Source organism: Vibrio mytili (assembly GCF_000830505.1).
In the GTDB taxonomy this organism is placed as follows: Bacteria; Pseudomonadota; Gammaproteobacteria; order Enterobacterales; family Vibrionaceae; genus Vibrio; species Vibrio mytili.
In genome coordinates, this window is the sequence record NZ_JXOK01000049.1 from 109,015 (window position 1) to 129,773 (window position 20,759).

The window sequence follows — 20,759 nt, forward strand, 5'->3', positions numbered from 1 at the left end:
TTGTTACGATGGTTGTGTCGAATTTGATGCAAAGTGATAATGCTCAGTGTTTGAGTTAATTCAACAGGGTATTAAGACACCATTAAGGCGTCGCTAATTTGGAATCCGTATATCAAGACCATGCCTATAATTCCCGTCATTACAATGTAGTAGAAAGTTGGAATGACCGTTTTGCGTAACGTTGCTCCCTCTCTTCCTAGCAGGCCTACCGTCGCAGATGCGGCAACCACATTGTGAATCGCAATCATGTTGCCAGCCGCTGCGCCTACAGCTTGCAGTGACACGACCATTGCGCTTGAGATAGACAAGGTTTGAGCGACTTCAAACTGGAATTGACTGAACATCATGTTTGATACGGTGTTAGAGCCGGCGATAAATGCGCCCAGTGCTCCCACCGTGGCACTTAATGCAGGAAATGCAGCACCAACAAGATCAGAGGCAAAGTTCGCGGTGGTGACGGGCATGCTGGTAAGGTCTGCTCCATTAATGCCTGAGTTGATGAAGATACGTACCATAGGGATAGTAAATATCAGGACAAAACCTGCGCCAATCAGTGTCTTGCTGGATTCGCCGAAAGCGGCACGCAGCGGCTTAGCACTGCCGTTTTGCAATACAGCGGCAAGAAGAGCGCAGAACACTAAAATGCCACCAGGTAAGTACAAAGGTTGAATAGCGGCGCTTACGCCCATTTCACCGAGAATGTTGTTGAATGAGATGCTGATGCTTTGTAGAAAGCCTTTAAACTCTGGGCTCACACGGCTGGCAACAAGAATGACGGCTAGCATGACATAAGGAATCCACGCTTTCACCAAGCTCATTGGCTTACCAGGGTTATCTTGTATGTCGATTTTGAGCGAGCCTAACCATTCAGCTGGCCACTTATCTTCGCTTTCAAAATTCCAAGTTGATTTTGGAACCAAAAAGCCTTTTTTCGCTGCAGTTACGACAATGGAAAGCCCAATGAGACCACCAATCAACGATGGGAATTCAGGACCGAGCAATACACCGGTCAGTGCGTAAGGCACGGTAAAGGATACCCCAGCAAAGAGGGCAAATGGTAAAATATCCAGACCCTCGCTCCAGCTTCTGTTTTTGCCAAAGAAGCGCGTCAGCATCATCGCCATGAGCACCGGATCATAGTACCGACTACCGCGTGGATAACGGCGACATTGGCGGTTATCTGTTGTAAATACGCCTCCCACGAAGAGCCTTGCGCAAGTAGGTTCTCAGTAATGTTATGCGAATCCAGCCCTTTGTTTACACCGACAATAATCGGCGTTCCGACCGCTCCGAATGACACGGGCGTCGATTGAATCATCATTCCCATCAAAACTGCGGCAAGCGCCGGAAAGCCAATCGCGACTAACAAAGGTGCCGCGATCGCAGCAGGCGTGCCAAAGCCAGATGCGCCTTCAATGAATGAACCAAAACACCATGCAATAATGATCGCCTGAACGCGACGATCGGCAGAGATATCGGTAAATCCATTGCGGATAGTGGTGATCGCGCCAGTGTGCTTTAAAGTGTTGAGTAAGAAGATGGCTCCAAACACGATCCAGAGTACAGAAACAGTAATACCTAAGCCTTGGAATACGGAAGCCAGCACACGAGTGACTGACATATCCCAAAACAGTAAGGCGATAGCGACGGTAAGACCGAACGCAACTGGCATGGCTTTTTTTGCTGGCCAGTTGAGACCAACCAATAAGATGGCGGCAACAACAATTGGCGAGAATGCCACTAGGGCAAGTAGGGTTTCACTCATTGGTACTTCCTTTGTCCACAGACCTATCAAGCAGAATGAATCTGTTGTAGAGGTGACTTTTGTTGTAATGGTTTTGTTAACGTGGCGTGAATCTACCCCTTTATTTTTTGTTGATATAGGGAAATAATGAAAATAATTAATTCCAAAAGTGACATAATAGTATGCGAGCAGACGACTTAATCCTGTTTTCACAGGTCATCGAACTAGGCAGCTTTAGTAAGGTTGCAGAAGTAAATGATCTTACAAATTCGGTAGTTAGCAAAAGAATTGCAAGATTAGAAGAAGAGATTGGGACTCAGTTATTATATCGAACAACGCGTAAATTGACCTTAACGGAAGCTGGAAAAGCTTTGTTACATAGTGCGAAAAATGTGAAGCAAGCCACTCAGGAAGCCAAAGACGCTGTGGCTGGGTTCGGTGAGAATGTGAGTGGACACATTAAGATGTCTGTCCCAACTATTTCTGGCGATTTGATTCTTGCCGATGCGGTGGCGGAGTTTTGCAACCTGCACCCCGGATTAACAGTGGAAATGTCATTAGACAATCGCTTTGTTGACCTTGTCGCTGATGGCTACGATCTTGTTATTCGAACCGGATACCTCGAAGATTCCAGCTTAATCGCTCGGCATATATTGGACTCGCAATGGGTAGTATGTGCCTCACCTTCTTACATTGCAAAGAATGGTAAGCCGATTAAACCAACGGATTTAACCAGCCATAATTGCTTGCAATACGCTTACCAAACGACGGGCGCATCAGAGTGGGAATTTAAAGGTCGCGAGGGCAATTATATTGTTAGGGTCTCGGGATGTTTTTCTACCGACAATGCAACAGCATTGCGTAAGGCTGCGATGGGAGGACACGGTATCGCTTATGTGCCTCGATGCTTGGTGTATCACGATATTCGGAGTGGGCAGTTGGTGGACATTTTTCCGGAGCTGGTCGGTAAAAAACTCGGTGTTTATGCCGTCTATCCATTTACTCGACAGCCTCCGAACAAAGTTAAACTACTGATTGAGCACATTCGTGAGCGCTATTTGACCATCTCTCATTACTTCTAGACAGATCAGATATTTACAAATGTTTCAATCTTTTCGTTGAAAACAAAGAGGTGTCACTTAAAGTATGGGTTGAGAGTGAATCTCAACTCACCTAACTCTTCCCTATTAAAAACAAATAACCGGAGTGACACGGACGTTATGCATTACCCAAAAACACGTAAAGATTCTGTTGTGGACACCTATTTTGGCCACGATATTGCCGACCCTTATCGGTGGTTAGAAGACGACCGAAGTGAAGAAACCGCCCATTGGGTTTCGAGCCAAAATGCGGTCACATTTGATTACCTAGGTCAGATCCCATACCGAAGTAAAATTCGTGAACTTGTGGCCAAAAGCCAGAACTATGAAAAATATTCTCAGCCTTTTATTCGCGGAGATTATACCTACTTTTATAAAAACGATGGCTTACAAAACCAGAGCGTACTTTTCCGTCGTAAAGGTGAAGACAATAAGGCGCAGGTCTTCCTTGATCCCAACACGTTTTCTGAGGACGGAACCACTTCGCTGGGCGACGTAAGCTTTTCTAAAGACAATCGATACGTTGCCTATTCTATTTCTGAAGGCGGTAGTGATTGGCGAAAGATTTTTGTCATTGATACAGAAACGAAGGCGCAGATCGAACCCGAAATTGTTGATGCAAAGTTTACGGGCATTTCTTGGTTAGGTAACCAAGGCTTTTACTACGCGAGCTACGATAAGCCGAAAGGCAGTGAACTTTCGGCACGTACCGAACAACATAAACTTTATTACCATCAGCTAGGGACACCGCAGTCGGAAGATAAAGTGATTTTTGGTGAGTTGGACTCACAAATTCACCGCTACGTTTCCGGCAGAACCACCACCGATGATCGCTATTTGATCATATCCGGAGCGGAATCTACGTCGGGTAATCGCCTGTTTTGTATCGATCTTGAAGACGCATCTCAAAACATTGTGACACTGAGAGAGACAACGCAAGGGGATACTTTCCTTGTCGACAATCAAGGCAGTACATTATTGCTATACACCAACCTCGACGCTCCAAATGGTAAAGTTGTGAGTTACGATACTCAAACCTCACAATGGGCAGAGGTTATTTCGGAGCAGGAACAGCCGCTAGAAATCAGTAAAGGTGGTGGCTATCTATTTGCGACTTACATGGTGGATGTCCTGTCAAAAGTACAACAATTTAACTATCAGGGTGAGCTGGTTCGTGAGTTGCGTTGCCAGGGCAAGGTACGGTATATGGCTTGTCTGGAAAAACTGAAGAAACCACGCTCTACTACACGTTCACCAATTACGTGACGCCACCTACGATATTCTCTTTTGATACCGAAACCGGAAAATCTGAGCTTTATCAGGAGTCCAAAGCGCCCTTTGAACGTAGTGAATATCTGTCTCAACAGGTGTTTTACACCTCCAAAGATGGGACACAAATCCCGATGATCATCGCTTATAAAAAAGGCATAAAGTTGGATGGTCAAGCGCCAACCATACTCTATGGTTATGGTGGTTTTAACATCAGTTTAACCCCCATGTTTTCTACTAATGTTGCAAATTGGCTAGAGTTGGGCGGTATCTACGCAGTTGCGAATATGCGCGGTGGCGGTGAGTACGGGAAAGAGTGGCACGACGCGGGTACTCAGCAACAAAAGCAGAATGTATTCGATGACTTTATTGCGGCGGCTGAATACTTGATAGACCAGAACTATACCAGCCCCAAGCGTTTAGCCATCCGTGGAGGATCCAATGGTGGCTTGTTAGTTGGCGCATGTATGACTCAACGTCCGGACCTGTTTAAGGTTGCGCTTCCTGCGGTTGGCGTTCTAGATATGCTGCGCTATCACACGTTTACGTCGGGTGAAGGCTGGAAGTATGACTACGGCACGTCTGAGCAAAGTGAAGAAATGTTCCAGTATTTAGTTGGTTATTCGCCACTACATAACGTCAAGGAAGGCGTCACTTATCCAGCGACGTTGATTACTACGGCCGATCATGATGATCGCGTTGTCCCCGCACATTCGTATAAGTTTATCTCCGAGTTGCAAGAGAAACAGCGTGGTGAAAATCCGGTCTTAATTCGGATTGATGTCAATGCCGGGCATGGTGCAGGTATGCCGCTGAGTAAGCAAATTGACCTGACGACGGACATGTATGCGTTCACGCTCCATAACATGGGCGTTCAGTTACTCTGATTGAGCTTCACATCAGCATCTGTTATGGATTGCCGAAATGAAAAATGCCGCGACAGTGTCGCGGCATTTTTCTGGTTGGGGGGAACTCAAGCCCAATCATCTCAACGATGGAGGAAATGTCAGGTTGACTAAGCCTAACTCTTGAACCAACCGTCTCGGCGGCCAAACCGAATGGCAGCTATACCATTTTCGATAATACTTATTAAACTCTAGCTTATGATTGTTAAAATTGGATGAACGTAGGCGCGGTTGACTCGATTTTCATGACTTTCACTCTCAAATCAAATACTAATCACTATTCTATTCAGTTGTAAAACTGAGTGTTGTGCTGTTCTGCAGCACTCATCATTTGCAAATATAAAAATTTTTCGTGCGCACGGGTAACCTGATCCAGCTCGATCATCCACGTTGCATGACGTTGAGCCGCGCAAAATGCCGCCATGTGTGCAAGCAGATCTTCGCTGTGCTTGGCGAGATATTGTTCGGTACGACGAACCAGTTCATGGTTTTCTAACTGCAGGAATTGGAGTAAAGCGTACGTTTGATTCAGTGTTGAAAAAGCAGCACGTTTTAGACCTAACCGGTTGAAGAGCTCCGATTGAGCGATGCTTGCATCTCGTAGTCCGCTAATCAGGCAGACAAATTGACATGGCTTGGTATGGTTATCTTCTAAGGCATGATGAACGTGATTGGGTAAGTGCTCAAGGACGTCTTCATACAACCTCTGGGCTTCTGGCCAGTGGCCTTGGTGCATCAATTCCTGTGCTTTTATATATCGCATCCAACACTGCTCAATATCCATGTCCATATCCACTCTTTTGATTTGTTTTAGATGTTAAATGAAATTGATTATCAATTGCAAGTGTATTTTATGGTTACTTTTATACACTGGCATTGGCTATAAATTGTCCAATCAAACTGGGGTGTAAGGTAAATCACTTAAAATTAAACAAATAATCTCTAAACTCAATGGACGACAATAAAAAAAGGAAAATGGATATGGCAATACTAAAATTGGAACGTAGTCAGCTATATTCTGTCGCGGCATTAGACAATATGCCGTGTAAATCGACCAAAGAGTTACCGCCTATCGATGAAATTGTGGGTCAGGAGCGCGCGCAAAAAGCGGTCGAATTTGCAATGTCCATTAAGGAAAAAGGTTACAACATCTACGCTATAGGCCAAAACGGACTCGGCAAGCGTACGATGATATTGCGGTATCTAAATCGTCACAAACATGATGCAAACTCACTGTTTGATTGGTGTTATGTCGCAAACTTTGAAGATATTCGTACCCCCAAAGTTCTCAAACTCCCTTGTGGGGTGGGACACAAGCTCCGGGTTGATATCGAGACCTTGATGGGGAAATTACTTAACGCCTTACCTTTAGCTTTTGATAATGAGATGTACTTTAGTCGTGCAGAGCGATTAAAAAATCAGTTAGCCAGTAAGCAACAGAATGAACTTGAACGTATTAGTCGGGAGGCGAAGGAAAAAGATATCAGCCTGACAATTACCCCTCAAGGCGATTACCAATTTGTCGCGATGAATGGTGATGAACTACACACGGAAGAATCGTTTGATGAGCTCAGCAAAAAGGAGCAAGAACAATTCAGTGACAGCATTGATGAACTCGAAGTCAGTTTGCGCTCTATGGTTCGAGAGCTAACGGAATGGGAAGAGGCATACAGTGACAAAATCAAGAAACTTAATGATGAAGTCACGCTTGATGTGATCACTCACTTTATTAAAAAGCTTAAAGAAGATTACGCTCGTTACCCAGAAATCAAAGCTTATCTTACTGAGTTGCAAAAGGATATTGTCGAAAACGCGGATATTTTTCTCGACGAAACGGGTGAGCAAGGCGAAATTGCTGCCGCGTCATTAGACAAAAAATTACCACGCCGATATAAAGTCAATGTATTGGTCAGTCGTAGTAACAGCGATTTTCCAATCGTTGTAGAAGAAAACCCCAATTATCACTCCTTGTTTGGTTCTATTGAAACGGCGACGTTTAAGGGCACGGTATTTACCGATTTCTCTCTCATTCGTGCAGGCAGTTTACACAAAGCGAATGGCGGAGTTTTACTGATGGATGCGCAGAAAGTACTGGAACAGCCTTATGTGTGGGATGGTTTGAAGCGTGCTATTCGTTCACGCCAACTTAGCCTCACATCGCTTGAGAAAGAAGTCACCTTAACCGGTGCTGTCTCTTTAGATCCTGAGCCGATCCCACTCGATATCAAAATTATCCTATTCGGCGACTACCGAACCTATCAGTTGTTACAGCACTACGATCCGGAGTTCAGTGAGCTGTTTCGCGTCACGGCAGATTTTGAAGATGAAATGAAGCGAACTCCTGAGTCTGAACTGCATTATGCAAGATTTATTTCTAGTGTTGTTAATGATAACAACATGCTGCACTGCGACAGAAAAGCCATTGCGCGGATTATTGAGTACAGTTCGCGCCTATCCGGCGATCAAACCAAGTTATCACTGCATTCGGCCAATATCGCGAATCTGCTGAGAGAATCCAATTACGTCGCGCGTCAAGCAAACTCTAATATGATTCGTACTGGTCATGTAGAAGAAGCGATGAAGAACCAAGAAATGCGTGTGAGTCGATTACGCGATAACGTGATGGAGACCTTTGTTAATGGCACGACACTGATTCGTACCGAAGGATCAGCGATAGGGCAAGTGAATGCTCTCTCGGTATTGAGTACCAGTGATTATATGTTTGGTGCACCAAACCGGATTACGGCTACTTCGTGCTACGGTGACGGCGATGTTATCGATATTGAGCGCAGCGTTGAACTCGGTGGCAGTATTCACTCCAAAGGGGTCATGATTTTGTCCGCGTACTTATCTGCTGTATTTGGTAAAACCGCTCGGGTTCCACTTACAACGACCATTACGTTTGAACAGTCTTACGGTGGTGTGGATGGCGATAGTGCGAGTATGGCAGAGCTGTGTGCGGTAGTGTCTGCATTTTCAAAGCAACCCAATCGACAAGATATTGCTATCACGGGATCTATGAACCAGTTCGGTGAAGCACAGCCAATTGGTGGGGTGAATGAAAAGATTGAAGGTTTCTTCGACGTTTGTGCCATCAAAGGGCACCATGACGGTCAGGGCGTCATCATTCCGCGATCTAACGTGCATAATTTAATGTTGAGAGCAGACATTCTGAAAGCAGTGGAAAGAGGGGAGTTTCACATTTGGGCGATCGATCATGTCACTGAGGCCATTGAATTATTTACTGGTAAAGTGGCGGGTGAGCCAACGGAAGAAGGTACTTATCCCGTACATAGTATTTTTGGCCTTGCTCAAGCCAAGCTCAATGCATTGAGGAAGTAGTCAATATTGAAGCGTGCCATGGCGCGCGTATACCCCGCTTACTATTTGGTATTGGCGGGGTATTTCTGATATCGCTTTTTTGCAAAGGCTTATGGCTTAAGCATCAGTTATAGCTTGAGCGACAGCTTGGTACCATCGAACTTGAGGTGGCTAAGTAAACTTTTTGCGTTTTCCTTGCCCGCCTCATCAAATTCTACCCCGTACCGTGCGTAGTGTGTTGACTTTTGAAGGTTACAAATACGTCCGCTTATAGGCGCAAATACGAGATTAGTTTTTGGTACTATCAACTCCAATAGCACTTTATCGTCGACTTGAAGCGGGCGGCTTATAGGGTTGGTGACAAAGCGGCAACCACTGCGGGAAACATCACGTAATTCACACTCAACACGGTAGTCGCCGATGTGCGCATAGGCTTGTAAATTGACCTCATAGCGCACTTCTTTTCTCAGTTGATAGACCTGCATTGTCGAAGGTAGGCTGAGTATTAAAATTGGGTAGGGGTCACTCAATCGGTGTTGGAGCTGAGCTCGAAAAGGAATAACTGCACCTTCACCTCTTTGTGAGTATGCTTTAACGGTAATCCAAAATCCTTCCTGAAAATAAAATTTCAAGTCTTCGTCCGATATATTTGGGACTTCTATTAATGCGGTATGATTGGTATGACAGCCGATAAAGGTGCTAGTGGTGATGAACTTTGTGCCTACGGGGGTGGTCACATTTAATGAGACTTCACTGCCGTGTTCCACCATTGCCATTGCATCCGTGCTATTTAGTGTGGTGGCCTGACGTTCCTGAGTCTGCTTGCTGTGCAGTGCTCGTTTACCATCTCTGGTATTGATAATCGTATTTCTCATTATTATTGTCGTTATTTGTTAGTTGACTGATATGACATCGCATCCTAGCGCCCGATTTATTTTATTCAGTGATATAGTTTGTTTCAATAAATCTCAACAAAAAAGGTGATTAAAGTTATGCAAAAAGTGGCCCATGACGTTAAAAATTACTGCTTTTGGGTTGGACTTAATCCAGAATATAAGGCAAAAGTTGAATACAAAATGGTAAATGGTGTGATGCATATCACATCGACTTATATTCCCGAGCCGATGAGAGGAAAAGGCTGTGGCAAGATCATGATGGAGCAGTACTGCCAGAAATTGAGGCGTTAGGGTACAAAATTTATCCAGTTTGTTCTTACGTTGCGCACTATATTGAGAACAATAAACAGTGGGCAGAACTTTTAGCTCCGGAGGCTTGAGGATCCGTTCTTTGTATCAAAATATTGGTGATGAACTAAATCTAGGTAAGTTCATTTGCAGTCAAGTTATTCAGTCACTTTGGGGTGGGTATGGTGAACTGGTTCGGTTACGCTTCTCTAAATGTTCGGTGATTGTGAAACATGTAAAACTACCCAAACCATCTCAACATCCGAAGGGCTGGAATACCAATCGCTCACACTATCGAAAGCTCCATTCTTATCAAGTGGAAGTCAGTTGGTATGAACATTTTAGCCAGCCTATTGACGAGCGCTGTCGAATACCAGTGGGATTAAAATGTTTTCAGACAGGCCATGAGTGGTTAATTGTGATGGAAGACTTGGCACAAGCGGGCTTTACCAAAATGATCCAAAACGCGACCCAAACCCATTTACATGCTTGTCTGTATTGGTTGGCGAATTTCCACGCGCGTTATATCGGGGTTCGTGGCGAGTGTTTATGGCAGATTGGTACGTACTGGCATCTCGCGACTCGCCCCGATGAACTAAAGGCATTAGAAGATAGGAATCTAAAAGAGACGGCTGTTTTAATTGATCACACCCTTCAACAGGCGAAATACACCACTATCGTGCACGGTGATGCCAAGTTAGCAAATTTCTGTTTTGACGACGAAGAGACGTCAGTTGCCGCCGTAGATTTTCAATATGTTGGACATGGTTGTGCAATGAAGGATGTTGCACTGTTTATGAGCAGTGCAGTCGCTCCCGAAGCTTGCGCTGAAATGGAAGACTGGGTACTTAATACGTACTTCTCCGAGCTGAACCAAGCACTCCAAATCTATCAACCTCATCTTAATCCGGTAGACGTTGAGAGAGCTTGGCGTCCACTTTTTGCTGTCGCTTGGGCTGACTTTCAACGTTTTATCAAAGGTTGGAGTCCTGAACATTGGAAAGTTAACCCCTACACTGAAGCCTTAACGATGAGAGCGATTGAGAGTTTGACAAAGTAGTATCAGTGAATAGATGAGACAGCCTATCTGCAAGTGGTTGAAATACGTTGGACGTTGCGAGTTTGTTGCATATAGAGCTATCATGATGACTTCATCATTCAAGGAATCAACATGAATACCTCATCTCAAGGTTGGAGAACACCACATAATTTTCTGTTATTGGTTTCTATTATCGTACCGATTGTCTTTTCTACATGGATGGCATTACTCAATAACTTCGTCATTGAAAAAGCCAATTTTGATGGTGCAGATATAGGATTGTTGCAAAGCGTTCGCGAAGTGCCAGGGTTCTTAGCGTTTACTGCTGTGTTTGTTTTGCTGTTTATTCGTGAGCAACGTTTTATGTTAGTCGCGTTGGCGATGCTAACATTGGGGACTGCGATGACGGGGTATTTCCCCACGCTGTACGGATTGCTGTTTACTACATTGCTTATGTCTACGGGCTTTCACTATTTTGAAACGCTCAAGCAGTCACTATCGTTACAATGGCTTTCGAAAGATGAAGCGCCAGAAATGCTCGGTAAGCTGATTTCGGTGGGTGCGCTTGCATCTTTGTTTACTTATGGCGCGCTGTGGGTGATGTTGGAGCAACTCAAGTTTGAGTTTAAAACCGTTTATCTATGTGCTGGTGGATTGGGTTTTGTACTGATTCTGGTAATGGCATTTGCTTTTCCTCAATTTAAAGCGACCGTGCCACAAAATAAGAAGTTGGTACTTCGCAAACGTTATTGGCTTTACTACGCATTGACCTTTATGAGTGGTGCTCGTCGTCAGATCTTCACCGTGTTTGCCGGATTTTTAATGGTTGAGAAGTTCGGTTATTCAGCCGCCGATATTACGTTGCTATTTTTGATTAACTACCTATTTAATTTCCTGTTCGCAAAGCGTATCGGCCGTATCATTGGTGTGGTTGGTGAGCGTAAAGCGTTAATGTTTGAATATGTGGGGTTGATTTTTGTCTTTGTCGGCTACGGTTTGGTGCAAACTGCAGAATGGGCTGCGGCACTTTATGTGGTTGATCATCTCTTTTTTGCATTGGCGTTAGCTATCAAAACCTATTTCCAAAAAATCGCTGATCCTGCTGATATGGCATCCACGGCAGGAGTGGCTTTCACCATTAACCATATTGCTGCGGTTGTGATTCCTGTTACTTTTGGCGTCATTTGGTTGGTGTCACCTTCAAGTGTTTTCTATATTGGTGCCGGTATGGCAGCAATAAGTTTGCTGTTCTCACTCAATATTCCGGCAAAACCAGAGGAAGGCAATGAAACTCGCGTTTTGAAATGGAGCTAACCTATACGAGAAGCCGATGACGCCTTAGAGAAGTCGTCTAAAGGGATTCGGGGACAAAAAATAGAAGGAGCTGAAAACCGCTCCTTCTATTTTTATGTTTGGATAAACCGTTTTATGGTTGGATAAACAGCGTTAACTAGTGATCGAGGTATAGGTAGTTTTGCCAGCTCTTCATACGAATGAGTACTTTACGCATGATAGCAACGTGATGGAAACTGTCAGAATAAACCGCGACTTCAACAGCGGTACCCAGAGGTAGGTGATACTCGCTTAAATCATCGGTTATTTTTAGTTTGACGAAAACACGTCCACTGGTGCGAAGCGCATCTGTCCCTAACAGGTTTCCTCGAGCCTGGAATTGGCTTTCACCAATCGCAGGAATGACCTCGACTACTTCGCCTTTAAACACCTTGCCAGGAATCGCTCGGAACATGAACTCTGCCTCGAAACCGGCCTTTAAACGCTGCAACGAGTTTTGTCGAAACGCTGCGGTATAAACAATGTCTTCTGTGTGAACAAAGGTCATCGCTGGTGCAAGTGGCAGAGGGACGGCCATGACACCGGGACGTAGAGCAAGTTGAGTAACGTAGCCGTCAGTCGGTGCGCGAACCACCGTCTGTTCTAAGTTAAACTCTGCTTTGCGTAGCTCTGCCAATAATTGAAGAACTTGGGTGTTCTCTCCACCAATTTCTGAGTCAAGTGCAATTTGTGCTTGTTCTTCTCGTTTGTTAGCGACTTCAAGCATCGCCTGTGCTGACTTAAAGGCTTGGCGTCGAGTATCTAAATCTTGTTCAGTAAAGGCACCGCGATCAAATCCACGTTGGTAACGATTGAATTCACGTTGTGCTTTATCTCGGTCTGCAATGGCTTTAATCACGGCAGCTTGAGCCTCTTGTACATCTGACTCCAGTGATAGTGCACCTTGACTAGCCTCTTTCACCTTCGCTTTTAGTCGTTCTACTTCCGCTTCAAAAGGCGTTGGATCAATTTTGAATAGTATATCTCCGGTTTTAAGCGGTTGGTTGGCCTCGACAGGGACCTCGATCACACGCCCGCGAACACCAGAAACAATTGGAGTTGTAGGGTAGACTTGAGTGCCTAACTGAGTGAACGGATGGTTGTAGTTCATCAAAAGAACCAATGTGCCAATCAGCACGACACCGCCTAATACTGCGGTTGGAACTGTCCATTTGTTAAGAGGAATTTTAAAGATTTTAAAAATGGCAATACAGATAGCGGTATAAGTCAGAATGAGTAATAAATCCATTATTCTTCCTCTTTACTCTTTTCAGCATTTAGCTTTTGCTGACTTTGTTGTTTTAACGTCGATACTTCATTTTTTAGCTCGTCAACTTGGTCGATAAGCTCTTCAAGGCGATGATGAATATCGTGCGTTTCTTGTTCTAATTGTTTAAAGCCCCAACCGCGTTCTTTCCGCCATAATGTGGCCCAAATCCAAAGAAAAGGCCAGAGAGCATGAAATGTAAACAAGCTTACCCAACCTGCATAGTGAATGGCGTCCTGGTGTGGGTGCTCGCGCTCTTTAGCTATTTCATAAGGAATGTCGTGGATAACGATGACACCGTAGAAAATAACTAAAGCAACGAAAATGAGAACGCCAAGTGCAAAATAGTCTAAAAACATCTTTCTTACCTGTGGTGGTTGCTAATTGGAAAAAGTTACGTAAATTAACTATTTAAGTATTTGTGAGAACAAAAGATGAATCAAGTTATTTTCTGATTAAAGTGGTTTATTGTTTAAGTGGCACACAATGGTCGACGAGATAGGGGAAAATGGTGGAGTATTTAGGTGAAACAGCAGCCATTGGTGCAGCAGTCGTGTGGTCTATTGCAACTTGGGTGTATAGTCAATTCAGTCATCGTTTCTCTGCCATGCAACTCAATATTGTCAAAGGAATCATCGCTTCAATGATGATGTTGGTTGTTTTGCCAATGCTCCCCAATGACATTCCCACCAATATCGAGCCTAATTATCTTATCGTTTTGGCTATCTCGGGCATTGTTGGCATTGCGATAGGAGACTCGGCCTATTTTGCTTCCCTTAAACGCATCGGCCCGAATAAGACGTTATTATTAGAGTCTTTGGCTCCGCCATTGTCAGGTCTATTAGCTCTGGTCTTTCTTGGTTCAGAACTGACGTTGCAAAGTTGGCTCGGTGTTATTGTCACTACCATTGCGGTGACGTACGTCGTATTTCAACCTTCTGATTCAGGTGGTCCTACCAACTGGGCTGGTGTCAGTTTTGGTTTGTTAGCCAGCGTTTGTCAGGCCACCGGTGTTGTCATTTCGCATTATGCGCTAGTGGCTGGAGACCTGCCGCCTCTGCTCGGTGCATTGATTCGTCTTAGCATTGGCGTGATCGCGGTCAGTATTGTGGTCAAAGTCGTTGAACCTAAACCATTTTCAAATATTAAACTGCATCTCAGAGAAATGGGAGGGCGAGCAAGGGGCTGGTTATTGCTGGCAATTTTTCTAGGTACCTTTCTCGCACTTTGGTTGCAGCAAGTTGCGTTAAAGCATGCGAATCCTGCCATTGCTCAAACACTCATCGCGACAAGTCCGCTATTTATTTTAGTTATTTATATTGTTCGAGGTGAGCCAGTTGGTTTCAAAAGTGTACTGGGGACGCTAGTCGCACTTATCGGCATTTCACTGTTTTTTATGTAATATATCGACATTTATCTCACGTTGTCTTAACTTTGCGATAGCAAGTGTTTTACGAAGCGAATTACAATCACGCAGTTTTACATCAATAAGAGTAAGGAAATCGGATGGCTTCGAAAGTGGCTGGAATATCGGCACTGAGTTTATTGGTCGCCCCATTTGCGATGGGAGAACCCGCCAGCGCGTACGAGTTATGTTTGTTAGACGCAATTAAACAGGGCAGTGGAGAAGAAACCATCGCCAACATTCGTGAACAGTGTGAACTGGATGCGATAACAGATACTGTGGCAGTTGAGTCTGAAACCACGATAGCGGAAGCACCTCAAGATAACTTAGCCGAGAAACGGTTGGAAGCGGAAAAACAAACCGCGTTTGAGCCTTTCAGTTTGGTGGCCCATCGGATTAACTATATCCTGCCGATCACATATAGCGATCGCGTCAATAAAAAAGCTTACGAAGATACGAAGTACGGGGACGAAATCCGCAAAGAAGAGGCTGAATTCCAAATCAGTTTTAAAGTACCAATGAACTACAACGATTTATTGTTTGATGGCGATAGCCTTTTCTTTGGTATTACGCTCAAATCTTTTTGGCAGGTGTACACTGGATCGGCATCTCGCCCGTTTCGTGAAACCAACTATCGGCCTGAGATCTTTTATTACACTCCAACCGAATGGAAACCATTTGATGGCTCGACTTGGCTGGGCTTTGGCGTAGAACATGAATCTAATGGTCAGAAGCAAGACTTATCACGTAGTTGGAACCGTGTTTACGCCAACTTCACCTTTGGTAAAGAAAATTTCGTAGCAACGTTTCAGCCTTGGTGGCGTATCCCTGAAGACGAGAAATCATTTGCTGATGATCCAAATGGTGATGATAACCCAGATATTGAAGACTATATGGGGCACTTTGAGTTAACCAGTGCTTACAAATGGAATGGATATGAGTTCACTTTCTTAGGTCGTCAGAACTTTGAAACGCACAAAGGTTTTGCTGAATTAGGTGTGCTTTTCCCGATTTGGGGCAAAGTTCAAGGGTATGCACAATACTCGACGGGTTACGGCAAAAGCTTGATCGACTATAACCATGACCAGCAACGTATTGGTCTTGGTATCGCTATCAGCGGTGTGTTGTAGACACTCGTTCAAAAAAACCTCCCGTAACAAGGAGGTTTTTTTAATTCATAAAGATGTTGTTAGTTGACGGAGGCTGACTAAGCCGCTGCCATGACGAGTAAAAATATCACCCAATCATTAATAATGTGCGCGCCAGTGGATACCCAGATATTTTTGGTTCTGATGTACGCTAACGAAAGAATTAAACGAGCACTGCCGATCACAACAATACACTGTGCCCAGTTCCAGTTATACGAAGGCAGGTGAACAAGCCCGAACACCAACGAAGACAGGAACCATGCAAGCAGAACGGACATCCTTCTCGACAAGCCAAGCTTGCTATAGCCCACATAAAGGAATGCAAGGAACGGCAGTATCGTCAACACTTCTTCGCCAAACAGCTGCGGAATGCTTTGCAGTAAAAAGAGCAAACGTTGCTGTAAGTCTTGGTCTTTCAACGCCACAAGCGCGGCGTTTGATTCCGCGCCCAACGTATTAAGAAAAATAGCACCAATAGATACGGTCACGACTAAATTTAGCAGTGCAATAAAGAACATTACGCCAACGCTACGCCAAGATAGTTTACGAAAAATAGCGTGAAAAAATGGTTTGGCAATCAGATAGTAAGCGAGGAGTGGGATCGAGAAGAATAATACTGAACGTAACACCCCTGAAAACTCACCCGTCAGAAGTGGCATTTCTACGGTCAGTACCGTGAAGCCGATAGTTACGCCCAGTAATATAACCAGCCAGCTCTTTAAATTTATGTGGGTTGGAGAGTCGTTGTAAAAAGGAAAATCGTCTCCAGCTCTTTCTAACCACGAAATGTGATGAGAAGTAGATTCAGTCTTACTCATTAAGGTTTGCCTCTTAATTCATCTCAAGCGTATGTAACTGGCTCTTTTCAAAATAGTGGACACCGAATGCCATGCCACCACTCTTGGCTTTTCCTGTCGGATCGCCCGGAATTCTAATTGTAAGTGAAGAACCCTTATCGTCGATGATTTGTGCATTGCTATATGCCAAAACATTGGGGCTGACTAAGCCGGAGATTTTACTGCCAACAATAAACAAGCTGCCAACTTTTGCAGAAGTTCCTTTTTTAGGTAATTTCCCACGTATATCTCGGCTGATAATCTCGAGAAGCTCATGAGCGCCGACACGCAACTCTTTTGCCACTGTATCAAGCGTTGCTGGAGAGGGGGCTTGGATATGTTCACTTTGGATCGTCGTCGGTAAATGGTAGTAGTAGCGGCCTATCCAGTCATCTTTTTCCAACTGTAGTGCTAACGATAAACGATAAACGTCATCATAGCACTCTTCGATAAAAACAATCGGGTAGAGCGTATAGCCGAATTTGTTGTCCCCGTTAGCGGCTTGTTGTAAGTCATCATGTGTTGCCAATTCACCCTCCACGATGTCGTAAATGCGCAATGGTTGCATTTGTTTTTCGTATTTTTCCGCAGCGCTGTCTTTCACGTAGTCGACCACCATGTCGGTCACGAATGGAACAGGAACAACTAAGCTCGCGAAGAACTCGGAGGTTTGATCTGCATGCACAAAGAATAAGTGTGAATGGCTAAATTGTGCAGAGCCATCAGGCAACTTTGTAGGAAAATCCTCTGCCACTTCAATCTTGGTGATGTCATTTTGAGGGGGAGGGGTTTGAATTGAGACACAGCCGCTAACGCTCAACACAATAATCATAAGTAGTAACTTCAAGGACGAACTCCATCGTTAAACATACAATGTGAGATGCTCTTTTCCTTTTCACTGACTCGCTGTCCCTAACCATTCCAAGAGTAGTCTCGCAAGGTATTGGTATAAAAGCAGAGTAGTGCTCAATAAGAAATACTCACAGTAATTAAATTTAATAATCATTATTTGTAATTAAATCAATTAGTTGATTTTTATGATGAATGGTTGAACCAAGTATTCTCCGACTTTTAGTCGACAAAAAGCCACTGTAAATATTGTCTTGAATGGCATCAGTGATTAGGCGATCAATCCTGCATCTAGATTGCACCATCATGGTTCGGTTCTGCACCAGTAGTTTTGATTAACGCAAGGTTAAAAATAACCAAATTAGTCGGCTGTTTAACTAACTATTTGAAAATAAATAATATTTAATTTACGGCTCGGGTTGGCTCAATCGTTGCAAAGGTTTGATTAAATGTTTCAAACGTTTCATCGTTAAAAGGAGATTTACCATGAAATTTTTCGCAGCGGTATCAAGTGTGGTGATGTCAGCTTGTCTGATGTTCGGTGCCAATACAGCTCATGCTGACCAGTTAGAGTCGATACAACAGAAAGGAGTGCTTAAAGTTGCTGTCCCTCAAGACTTTCCCCCTTTTGGTTCAGTTGGGACCGATCTAAAACCTCAAGGTTACGATATTGATATGGCCAGCTACCTGGCTGAAAAACTGAACACTAAGCTGGAACTGATTCCGGTCACTAGTGCAAACCGTATTCCCTACCTACAAACTGGGAAAGTGGATTTGGTAATTTCGAGTATGGGCAAAAATGCCGAGCGTGAAAAAGTGATTGATTTCAGTTCTGCGTATGCTCCGTTTTATTTAGGTGTCTTTGGTGCCGACGGAGAAGCGGTGAGTAACGCTGAAGACCTCAGCGGTAAAATCGTTGGTGTGACTCGTGGCTCAGTAGAGGACTTGGAGTTAAGCAAAATTGCGCCTAGTGATACGACGATTAAACGCTTTGAAGACAACAACGCTACGTTGTCGTCTTTCTTGTCAGGTCAAGTAAGTTTGATAGCGACGGGCAATTTAGTGGTGACTGAAATTGCAACGCGTTACCCAGCCAAAGCACCACAGACTAAGTTCTTACTCAAGAATTCACCGTGTTACGTCGGTGTCATGAAAGGTGAAGACGCGCTACTGAAAGAAGTGAACCGTCTTATCTCAGAGGCGAAAAACGACGGTGTATTAGAGAAATTCTCTCAAAAATGGCTAAAAGCCCCATTCCCTGCCGACCTCGGCGCTTAACTTAAGGATGAAGAATGAGTTATCAGTTGGACTTTAGCGGTTTGACGCCTTACCTGCCACAATTTATGGCAGGTTTGGGTACCACCGTCGAACTGACCGTGATCTCAACGCTTGGTGGGCTGTTACTCGGAACACTGTGTGCCGGTGCAAAAACCAGTCAGGCAAAGTGGTTGAAGTTTGTATGTACTTGTTACATTGAAGTGATTCGAAATACTCCCTTCATTGTGCAGTTGTTCTTTATTTTCTTTGGATTACCTGCATTGGGAATCAAATTATCGGCATGGCAGGCTGGCGTGATCGCTATGGTGATCAATCTTGGTGCGTACTCAGCAGAAATCATTCGAGCAGGTATTGAGGCAACGCCTAAAGGGCAATGGGAAGCAGGCAGAACGTTGGGGTTAACGCGTATGCAGATTTTTACTCGCATCGTTATTCCACCCGCTTATCAGCGAGTTTATCCAGCAATTGTAAGTCAATGTATTATTGTTATGTTGGGCTCAGCGGTTGTGTCTCAAATCTCGGTAGAAGATCTAACTTTTGCAGCGAACTTCGTTCAATCCCGGAGTTTCTTGAGTTTTGAGTCTTACATGGTAACGGCTGCGATTTATTTAGCTCTCGCCATTATTATGCGCCAGATGTTTGCACTGGTGAAGCGCATCACATTTAAAAACCCTTCATTGTAGGAGCGCAAACTATGGTTCAGTTTACTGATTGGGATATTTTCCGAAGCCTGTTAATGGCCGCACGCTGGACAATAGCGTTATCTTTGATTGCCTTTGTCGGTGGTGGGTTATTGGGGCTATTTATCACTCTGCTGAGAAATACACGACACTCCATTTTTACTGGGGTCATAAAACTTTATGTCGAGATATTTCAAGGCACACCGTTGCTGATGCAACTATTCTTAGCGTTTTTTGGCTTGTCATTGTTAGGGATAGAAGTGAGCGCATGGACTGCGGCGGTCTTGTCACTGACTTTGTTTAGTAGCGCATTTTTCCACGATATTTGGCGTGGTTGTATCGAGTCTTTACCAAAAGGTCAGTGGGAAGCATGTCGGACGTTGGGTTTAACTTACCTACAAACAATGCGATACATCATAGCCCCACAGGCGGCAAAGCTGGCGATTGCCCCTACCGTTGGTTTTTCTGTTCAGATTGTAAAAGGAACGGCACTCGCATCCATTATCGGTTTTGTTGAGCTTACAAAAGCGGGCACCATGCTCAATAACGCCACCTTCCAGCCGTTCAAAGTGTTCGCGCTGGTTGCTCTACTTTACTTTGCTATTTGCTTTCCTCTTTCTGCGTTAGCCCGATACTTGGAGAATCGAAATAATGTCGCTCGTTAGTGTTGAACAAGTCCATAAATATTATGGTGATAACCATGTACTAAAAGGTGTTGATCTTAAAATCAACCCAGGTGAAGTTGTATCGATCATCGGCCGAAGTGGGTCGGGAAAGAGTACGTTACTACGTTGTATGAATGGTCTCGAAGACTACCAAGAAGGTGTCATCATTGTTGATAGTCAATCCGTCGAAAATGACGATTATAAACTGCGCTTGTTAAGTCGTAGTGTCGGCATGGTGTTTCAGAGTTTTAACTTGTTTCCGCATATGACGGTCGGAGAAAACGTCATGCTTGCGCCGAAACTGGTGTTAAAAAAATCCCCTAAGGAGTGCGAAACGTTAGCGAAAGAGTTGTTGGAAAAAGTCGGATTGGCCGATAAATTTGATGCGTTTCCGACCAATTTGTCCGGTGGTCAACAGCAACGTGTTGCCATAGCTCGTTCTTTGGCAATGAACCCAAAAGTTCTTCTATGTGATGAAATTACCTCCGCGCTCGATCCGGAACTGGTAGGCGAAGTCCTTAAAGTACTCGAACAACTCAAAGCTGAAGGCATGACACTGATTCTGGTTACACATGAGATGAACTTTGCTCGTGATGTGGGTGATCGAGTGGTGTTCATGAACCAAGGAAAAGTTTGGGAAACTGGTTTAAGCGAAGAAGTATTTGCTGCGCCTCAAACGCCTGAACTAAAGAGCTTTCTCTCTGCGGTTCGTTAGTCTAGCTTGTTTTTATTCCGGT

Annotated in this window: 16 protein-coding genes and 3 pseudogenes; 12 read left to right on the forward strand and 7 right to left on the reverse strand. The window is 44.3% G+C overall.

Features of this window, described 5'->3' with window-relative positions:
- Positions 1-71 precede the first annotated feature (71 nt).
- Positions 72-1,765 (reverse strand): annotated as a pseudogene (locus tag SU60_RS12795) (L-lactate permease).
- A 161-nt stretch (positions 1,766-1,926) separates the two neighbouring features.
- Between SU60_RS12795 and SU60_RS12800 the strand changes: the two are divergent.
- Together SU60_RS12800 and SU60_RS12805 are read left to right on the forward strand one after the other, a co-directional pair.
- On the forward strand, positions 1,927-2,826 hold the full coding sequence (locus SU60_RS12800) for a LysR family transcriptional regulator (RefSeq protein ID WP_041155844.1): 900 nt from the start codon (positions 1,927-1,929) through the stop codon (positions 2,824-2,826).
- Positions 2,827-2,964: 138 nt separating this feature from the next.
- Positions 2,965-5,000 (forward strand): annotated as a pseudogene (locus tag SU60_RS12805) (prolyl oligopeptidase family serine peptidase).
- Between the two features lie 304 nt (positions 5,001-5,304).
- Here the strand turns inward: SU60_RS12805 and SU60_RS12810 are convergent.
- Positions 5,305-5,802, reverse strand: coding sequence for a hypothetical protein (locus SU60_RS12810; RefSeq protein WP_041155972.1), 498 nt, complete (start codon positions 5,800-5,802; stop codon positions 5,305-5,307).
- A gap of 197 nt (positions 5,803-5,999) precedes the next feature.
- Here SU60_RS12810 and SU60_RS12815 point away from each other — a divergent pair, with 197 nt between their 5' ends.
- Positions 6,000-8,360 (forward strand): Lon protease family protein, encoded by a 2,361-nt coding sequence (locus SU60_RS12815; protein ID WP_041155845.1) that lies wholly within the window; start codon positions 6,000-6,002, stop codon positions 8,358-8,360.
- Between the two features lie 107 nt (positions 8,361-8,467).
- On the opposite strand, the gene SU60_RS12820 is transcribed toward SU60_RS12815, so the two are convergent.
- On the reverse strand, positions 8,468-9,214 hold the full coding sequence (locus SU60_RS12820; protein WP_041155846.1) for a flagellar brake protein: 747 nt from the start codon (positions 9,212-9,214) through the stop codon (positions 8,468-8,470).
- A gap of 117 nt (positions 9,215-9,331) precedes the next feature.
- Here SU60_RS12820 and SU60_RS12825 point away from each other — a divergent pair.
- The 3 genes and pseudogenes from SU60_RS12825 to SU60_RS12835 all read left to right on the forward strand — a co-directional run bounded on the left by SU60_RS12825 (position 9,332) and on the right by SU60_RS12835 (position 11,876).
- Positions 9,332-9,615, forward strand: a pseudogene (locus tag SU60_RS12825) (GNAT family N-acetyltransferase).
- A 2-nt stretch (positions 9,616-9,617) separates the two neighbouring features.
- Positions 9,618-10,583: a phosphotransferase gene (locus tag SU60_RS12830; protein ID WP_415679278.1), complete on the forward strand. Its 966-nt coding sequence runs from the start codon at positions 9,618-9,620 to the stop codon at positions 10,581-10,583.
- A 111-nt stretch (positions 10,584-10,694) separates the two neighbouring features.
- Positions 10,695-11,876 (forward strand): MFS transporter, encoded by a 1,182-nt coding sequence (locus tag SU60_RS12835; protein WP_041155848.1) that lies wholly within the window; start codon positions 10,695-10,697, stop codon positions 11,874-11,876.
- A 136-nt stretch (positions 11,877-12,012) separates the two neighbouring features.
- On the opposite strand, the gene SU60_RS12840 is transcribed toward SU60_RS12835, so the two are convergent.
- The gene (locus SU60_RS12840; protein WP_041155849.1) at positions 12,013-13,143 is read right to left on the reverse strand and encodes an HlyD family secretion protein; all 1,131 of its coding nucleotides are present in this window, start codon (positions 13,141-13,143) and stop codon (positions 12,013-12,015) included.
- Positions 13,143-13,520 (reverse strand): DUF3302 domain-containing protein, encoded by a 378-nt coding sequence (locus SU60_RS12845; protein ID WP_041155850.1) that lies wholly within the window; start codon positions 13,518-13,520, stop codon positions 13,143-13,145. The genes SU60_RS12840 and SU60_RS12845 overlap by 1 nt, the downstream gene beginning before the upstream one ends.
- A 152-nt stretch (positions 13,521-13,672) precedes the next feature.
- On the opposite strand from SU60_RS12845, the gene SU60_RS12850 reads away from it, so the two are divergent.
- Positions 13,673-14,563 carry a DMT family transporter gene (locus SU60_RS12850; RefSeq protein WP_041155973.1) on the forward strand — a complete coding sequence of 297 codons (891 nt, stop codon included), beginning with the start codon at positions 13,673-13,675 and terminating at the stop codon, positions 14,561-14,563.
- Positions 14,564-14,667: 104 nt separating this feature from the next.
- A complete protein-coding gene (locus SU60_RS12855) occupies positions 14,668-15,696 on the forward strand; it encodes a phospholipase A (RefSeq protein ID WP_041155851.1) in 1,029 nt (342 codons plus the stop codon).
- Positions 15,697-15,773: 77 nt separating this feature from the next.
- Here SU60_RS12855 and SU60_RS12860 read toward each other — a convergent pair whose 3' ends face one another.
- Both SU60_RS12860 and SU60_RS12865 read right to left on the reverse strand, forming a co-directional pair.
- A complete protein-coding gene (locus SU60_RS12860; protein ID WP_041155852.1) occupies positions 15,774-16,532 on the reverse strand; it encodes a CPBP family intramembrane glutamic endopeptidase in 759 nt (252 codons plus the stop codon).
- A gap of 13 nt (positions 16,533-16,545) precedes the next feature.
- Positions 16,546-17,397 (reverse strand): hypothetical protein, encoded by an 852-nt coding sequence (locus tag SU60_RS12865; protein ID WP_041155853.1) that lies wholly within the window; start codon positions 17,395-17,397, stop codon positions 16,546-16,548.
- A 488-nt stretch (positions 17,398-17,885) separates the two neighbouring features.
- Between SU60_RS12865 and SU60_RS12870 the strand changes: the two genes are divergently transcribed.
- From SU60_RS12870 to SU60_RS12885, 4 genes are read left to right on the forward strand one after another with little or no spacing between them, the layout of a single operon-like run.
- Positions 17,886-18,677, forward strand: coding sequence for a transporter substrate-binding domain-containing protein (locus SU60_RS12870; RefSeq protein WP_041155854.1), 792 nt, complete (start codon positions 17,886-17,888; stop codon positions 18,675-18,677).
- Between the two features lie 14 nt (positions 18,678-18,691).
- Positions 18,692-19,360, forward strand: coding sequence for an amino acid ABC transporter permease (locus SU60_RS12875; RefSeq protein ID WP_041155855.1), 669 nt, complete (start codon positions 18,692-18,694; stop codon positions 19,358-19,360).
- Positions 19,361-19,371: 11 nt separating this feature from the next.
- Positions 19,372-20,022 (forward strand): amino acid ABC transporter permease, encoded by a 651-nt coding sequence (locus SU60_RS12880; protein ID WP_041155856.1) that lies wholly within the window; start codon positions 19,372-19,374, stop codon positions 20,020-20,022.
- A complete protein-coding gene (locus tag SU60_RS12885; protein ID WP_041155857.1) occupies positions 20,009-20,737 on the forward strand; it encodes an amino acid ABC transporter ATP-binding protein in 729 nt (242 codons plus the stop codon). Before SU60_RS12880 ends, SU60_RS12885 begins: the two co-directional genes overlap by 14 nt.
- The last annotated feature ends 22 nt before the right edge of the window (positions 20,738-20,759 follow it).

Excerpts from the sequence above, each read along its gene's own strand:
- SU60_RS12835 (WP_041155848.1), top strand. The coding sequence starts at position 10,695 with ATGAATACCTCATCTCAAGGTTGGAGAACACCACATAATTTTCTGTTA.
- SU60_RS12840 (WP_041155849.1), bottom strand. The coding sequence starts at position 13,143 with ATGGATTTATTACTCATTCTGACTTATACCGCTATCTGTATTGCCATT.
- SU60_RS12800 (WP_041155844.1), top strand. The coding sequence starts at position 1,927 with ATGCGAGCAGACGACTTAATCCTGTTTTCACAGGTCATCGAACTAGGC.
- SU60_RS12820 (WP_041155846.1), bottom strand. The coding sequence starts at position 9,214 with ATGAGAAATACGATTATCAATACCAGAGATGGTAAACGAGCACTGCAC.
- SU60_RS12870 (WP_041155854.1), top strand. The coding sequence starts at position 17,886 with ATGAAATTTTTCGCAGCGGTATCAAGTGTGGTGATGTCAGCTTGTCTG.
- SU60_RS12875 (WP_041155855.1), top strand. The coding sequence starts at position 18,692 with ATGAGTTATCAGTTGGACTTTAGCGGTTTGACGCCTTACCTGCCACAA.
- SU60_RS12860 (WP_041155852.1), bottom strand. The coding sequence starts at position 16,532 with ATGAGTAAGACTGAATCTACTTCTCATCACATTTCGTGGTTAGAAAGA.
- SU60_RS12810 (WP_041155972.1), bottom strand. The coding sequence starts at position 5,802 with ATGGATATTGAGCAGTGTTGGATGCGATATATAAAAGCACAGGAATTG.
- SU60_RS12855 (WP_041155851.1), top strand. The coding sequence starts at position 14,668 with ATGGCTTCGAAAGTGGCTGGAATATCGGCACTGAGTTTATTGGTCGCC.
- SU60_RS12880 (WP_041155856.1), top strand. The coding sequence starts at position 19,372 with ATGGTTCAGTTTACTGATTGGGATATTTTCCGAAGCCTGTTAATGGCC.
- SU60_RS12885 (WP_041155857.1), top strand. The coding sequence starts at position 20,009 with ATGTCGCTCGTTAGTGTTGAACAAGTCCATAAATATTATGGTGATAAC.
- SU60_RS12815 (WP_041155845.1), top strand. The coding sequence starts at position 6,000 with ATGGCAATACTAAAATTGGAACGTAGTCAGCTATATTCTGTCGCGGCA.
- SU60_RS12845 (WP_041155850.1), bottom strand. The coding sequence starts at position 13,520 with ATGTTTTTAGACTATTTTGCACTTGGCGTTCTCATTTTCGTTGCTTTA.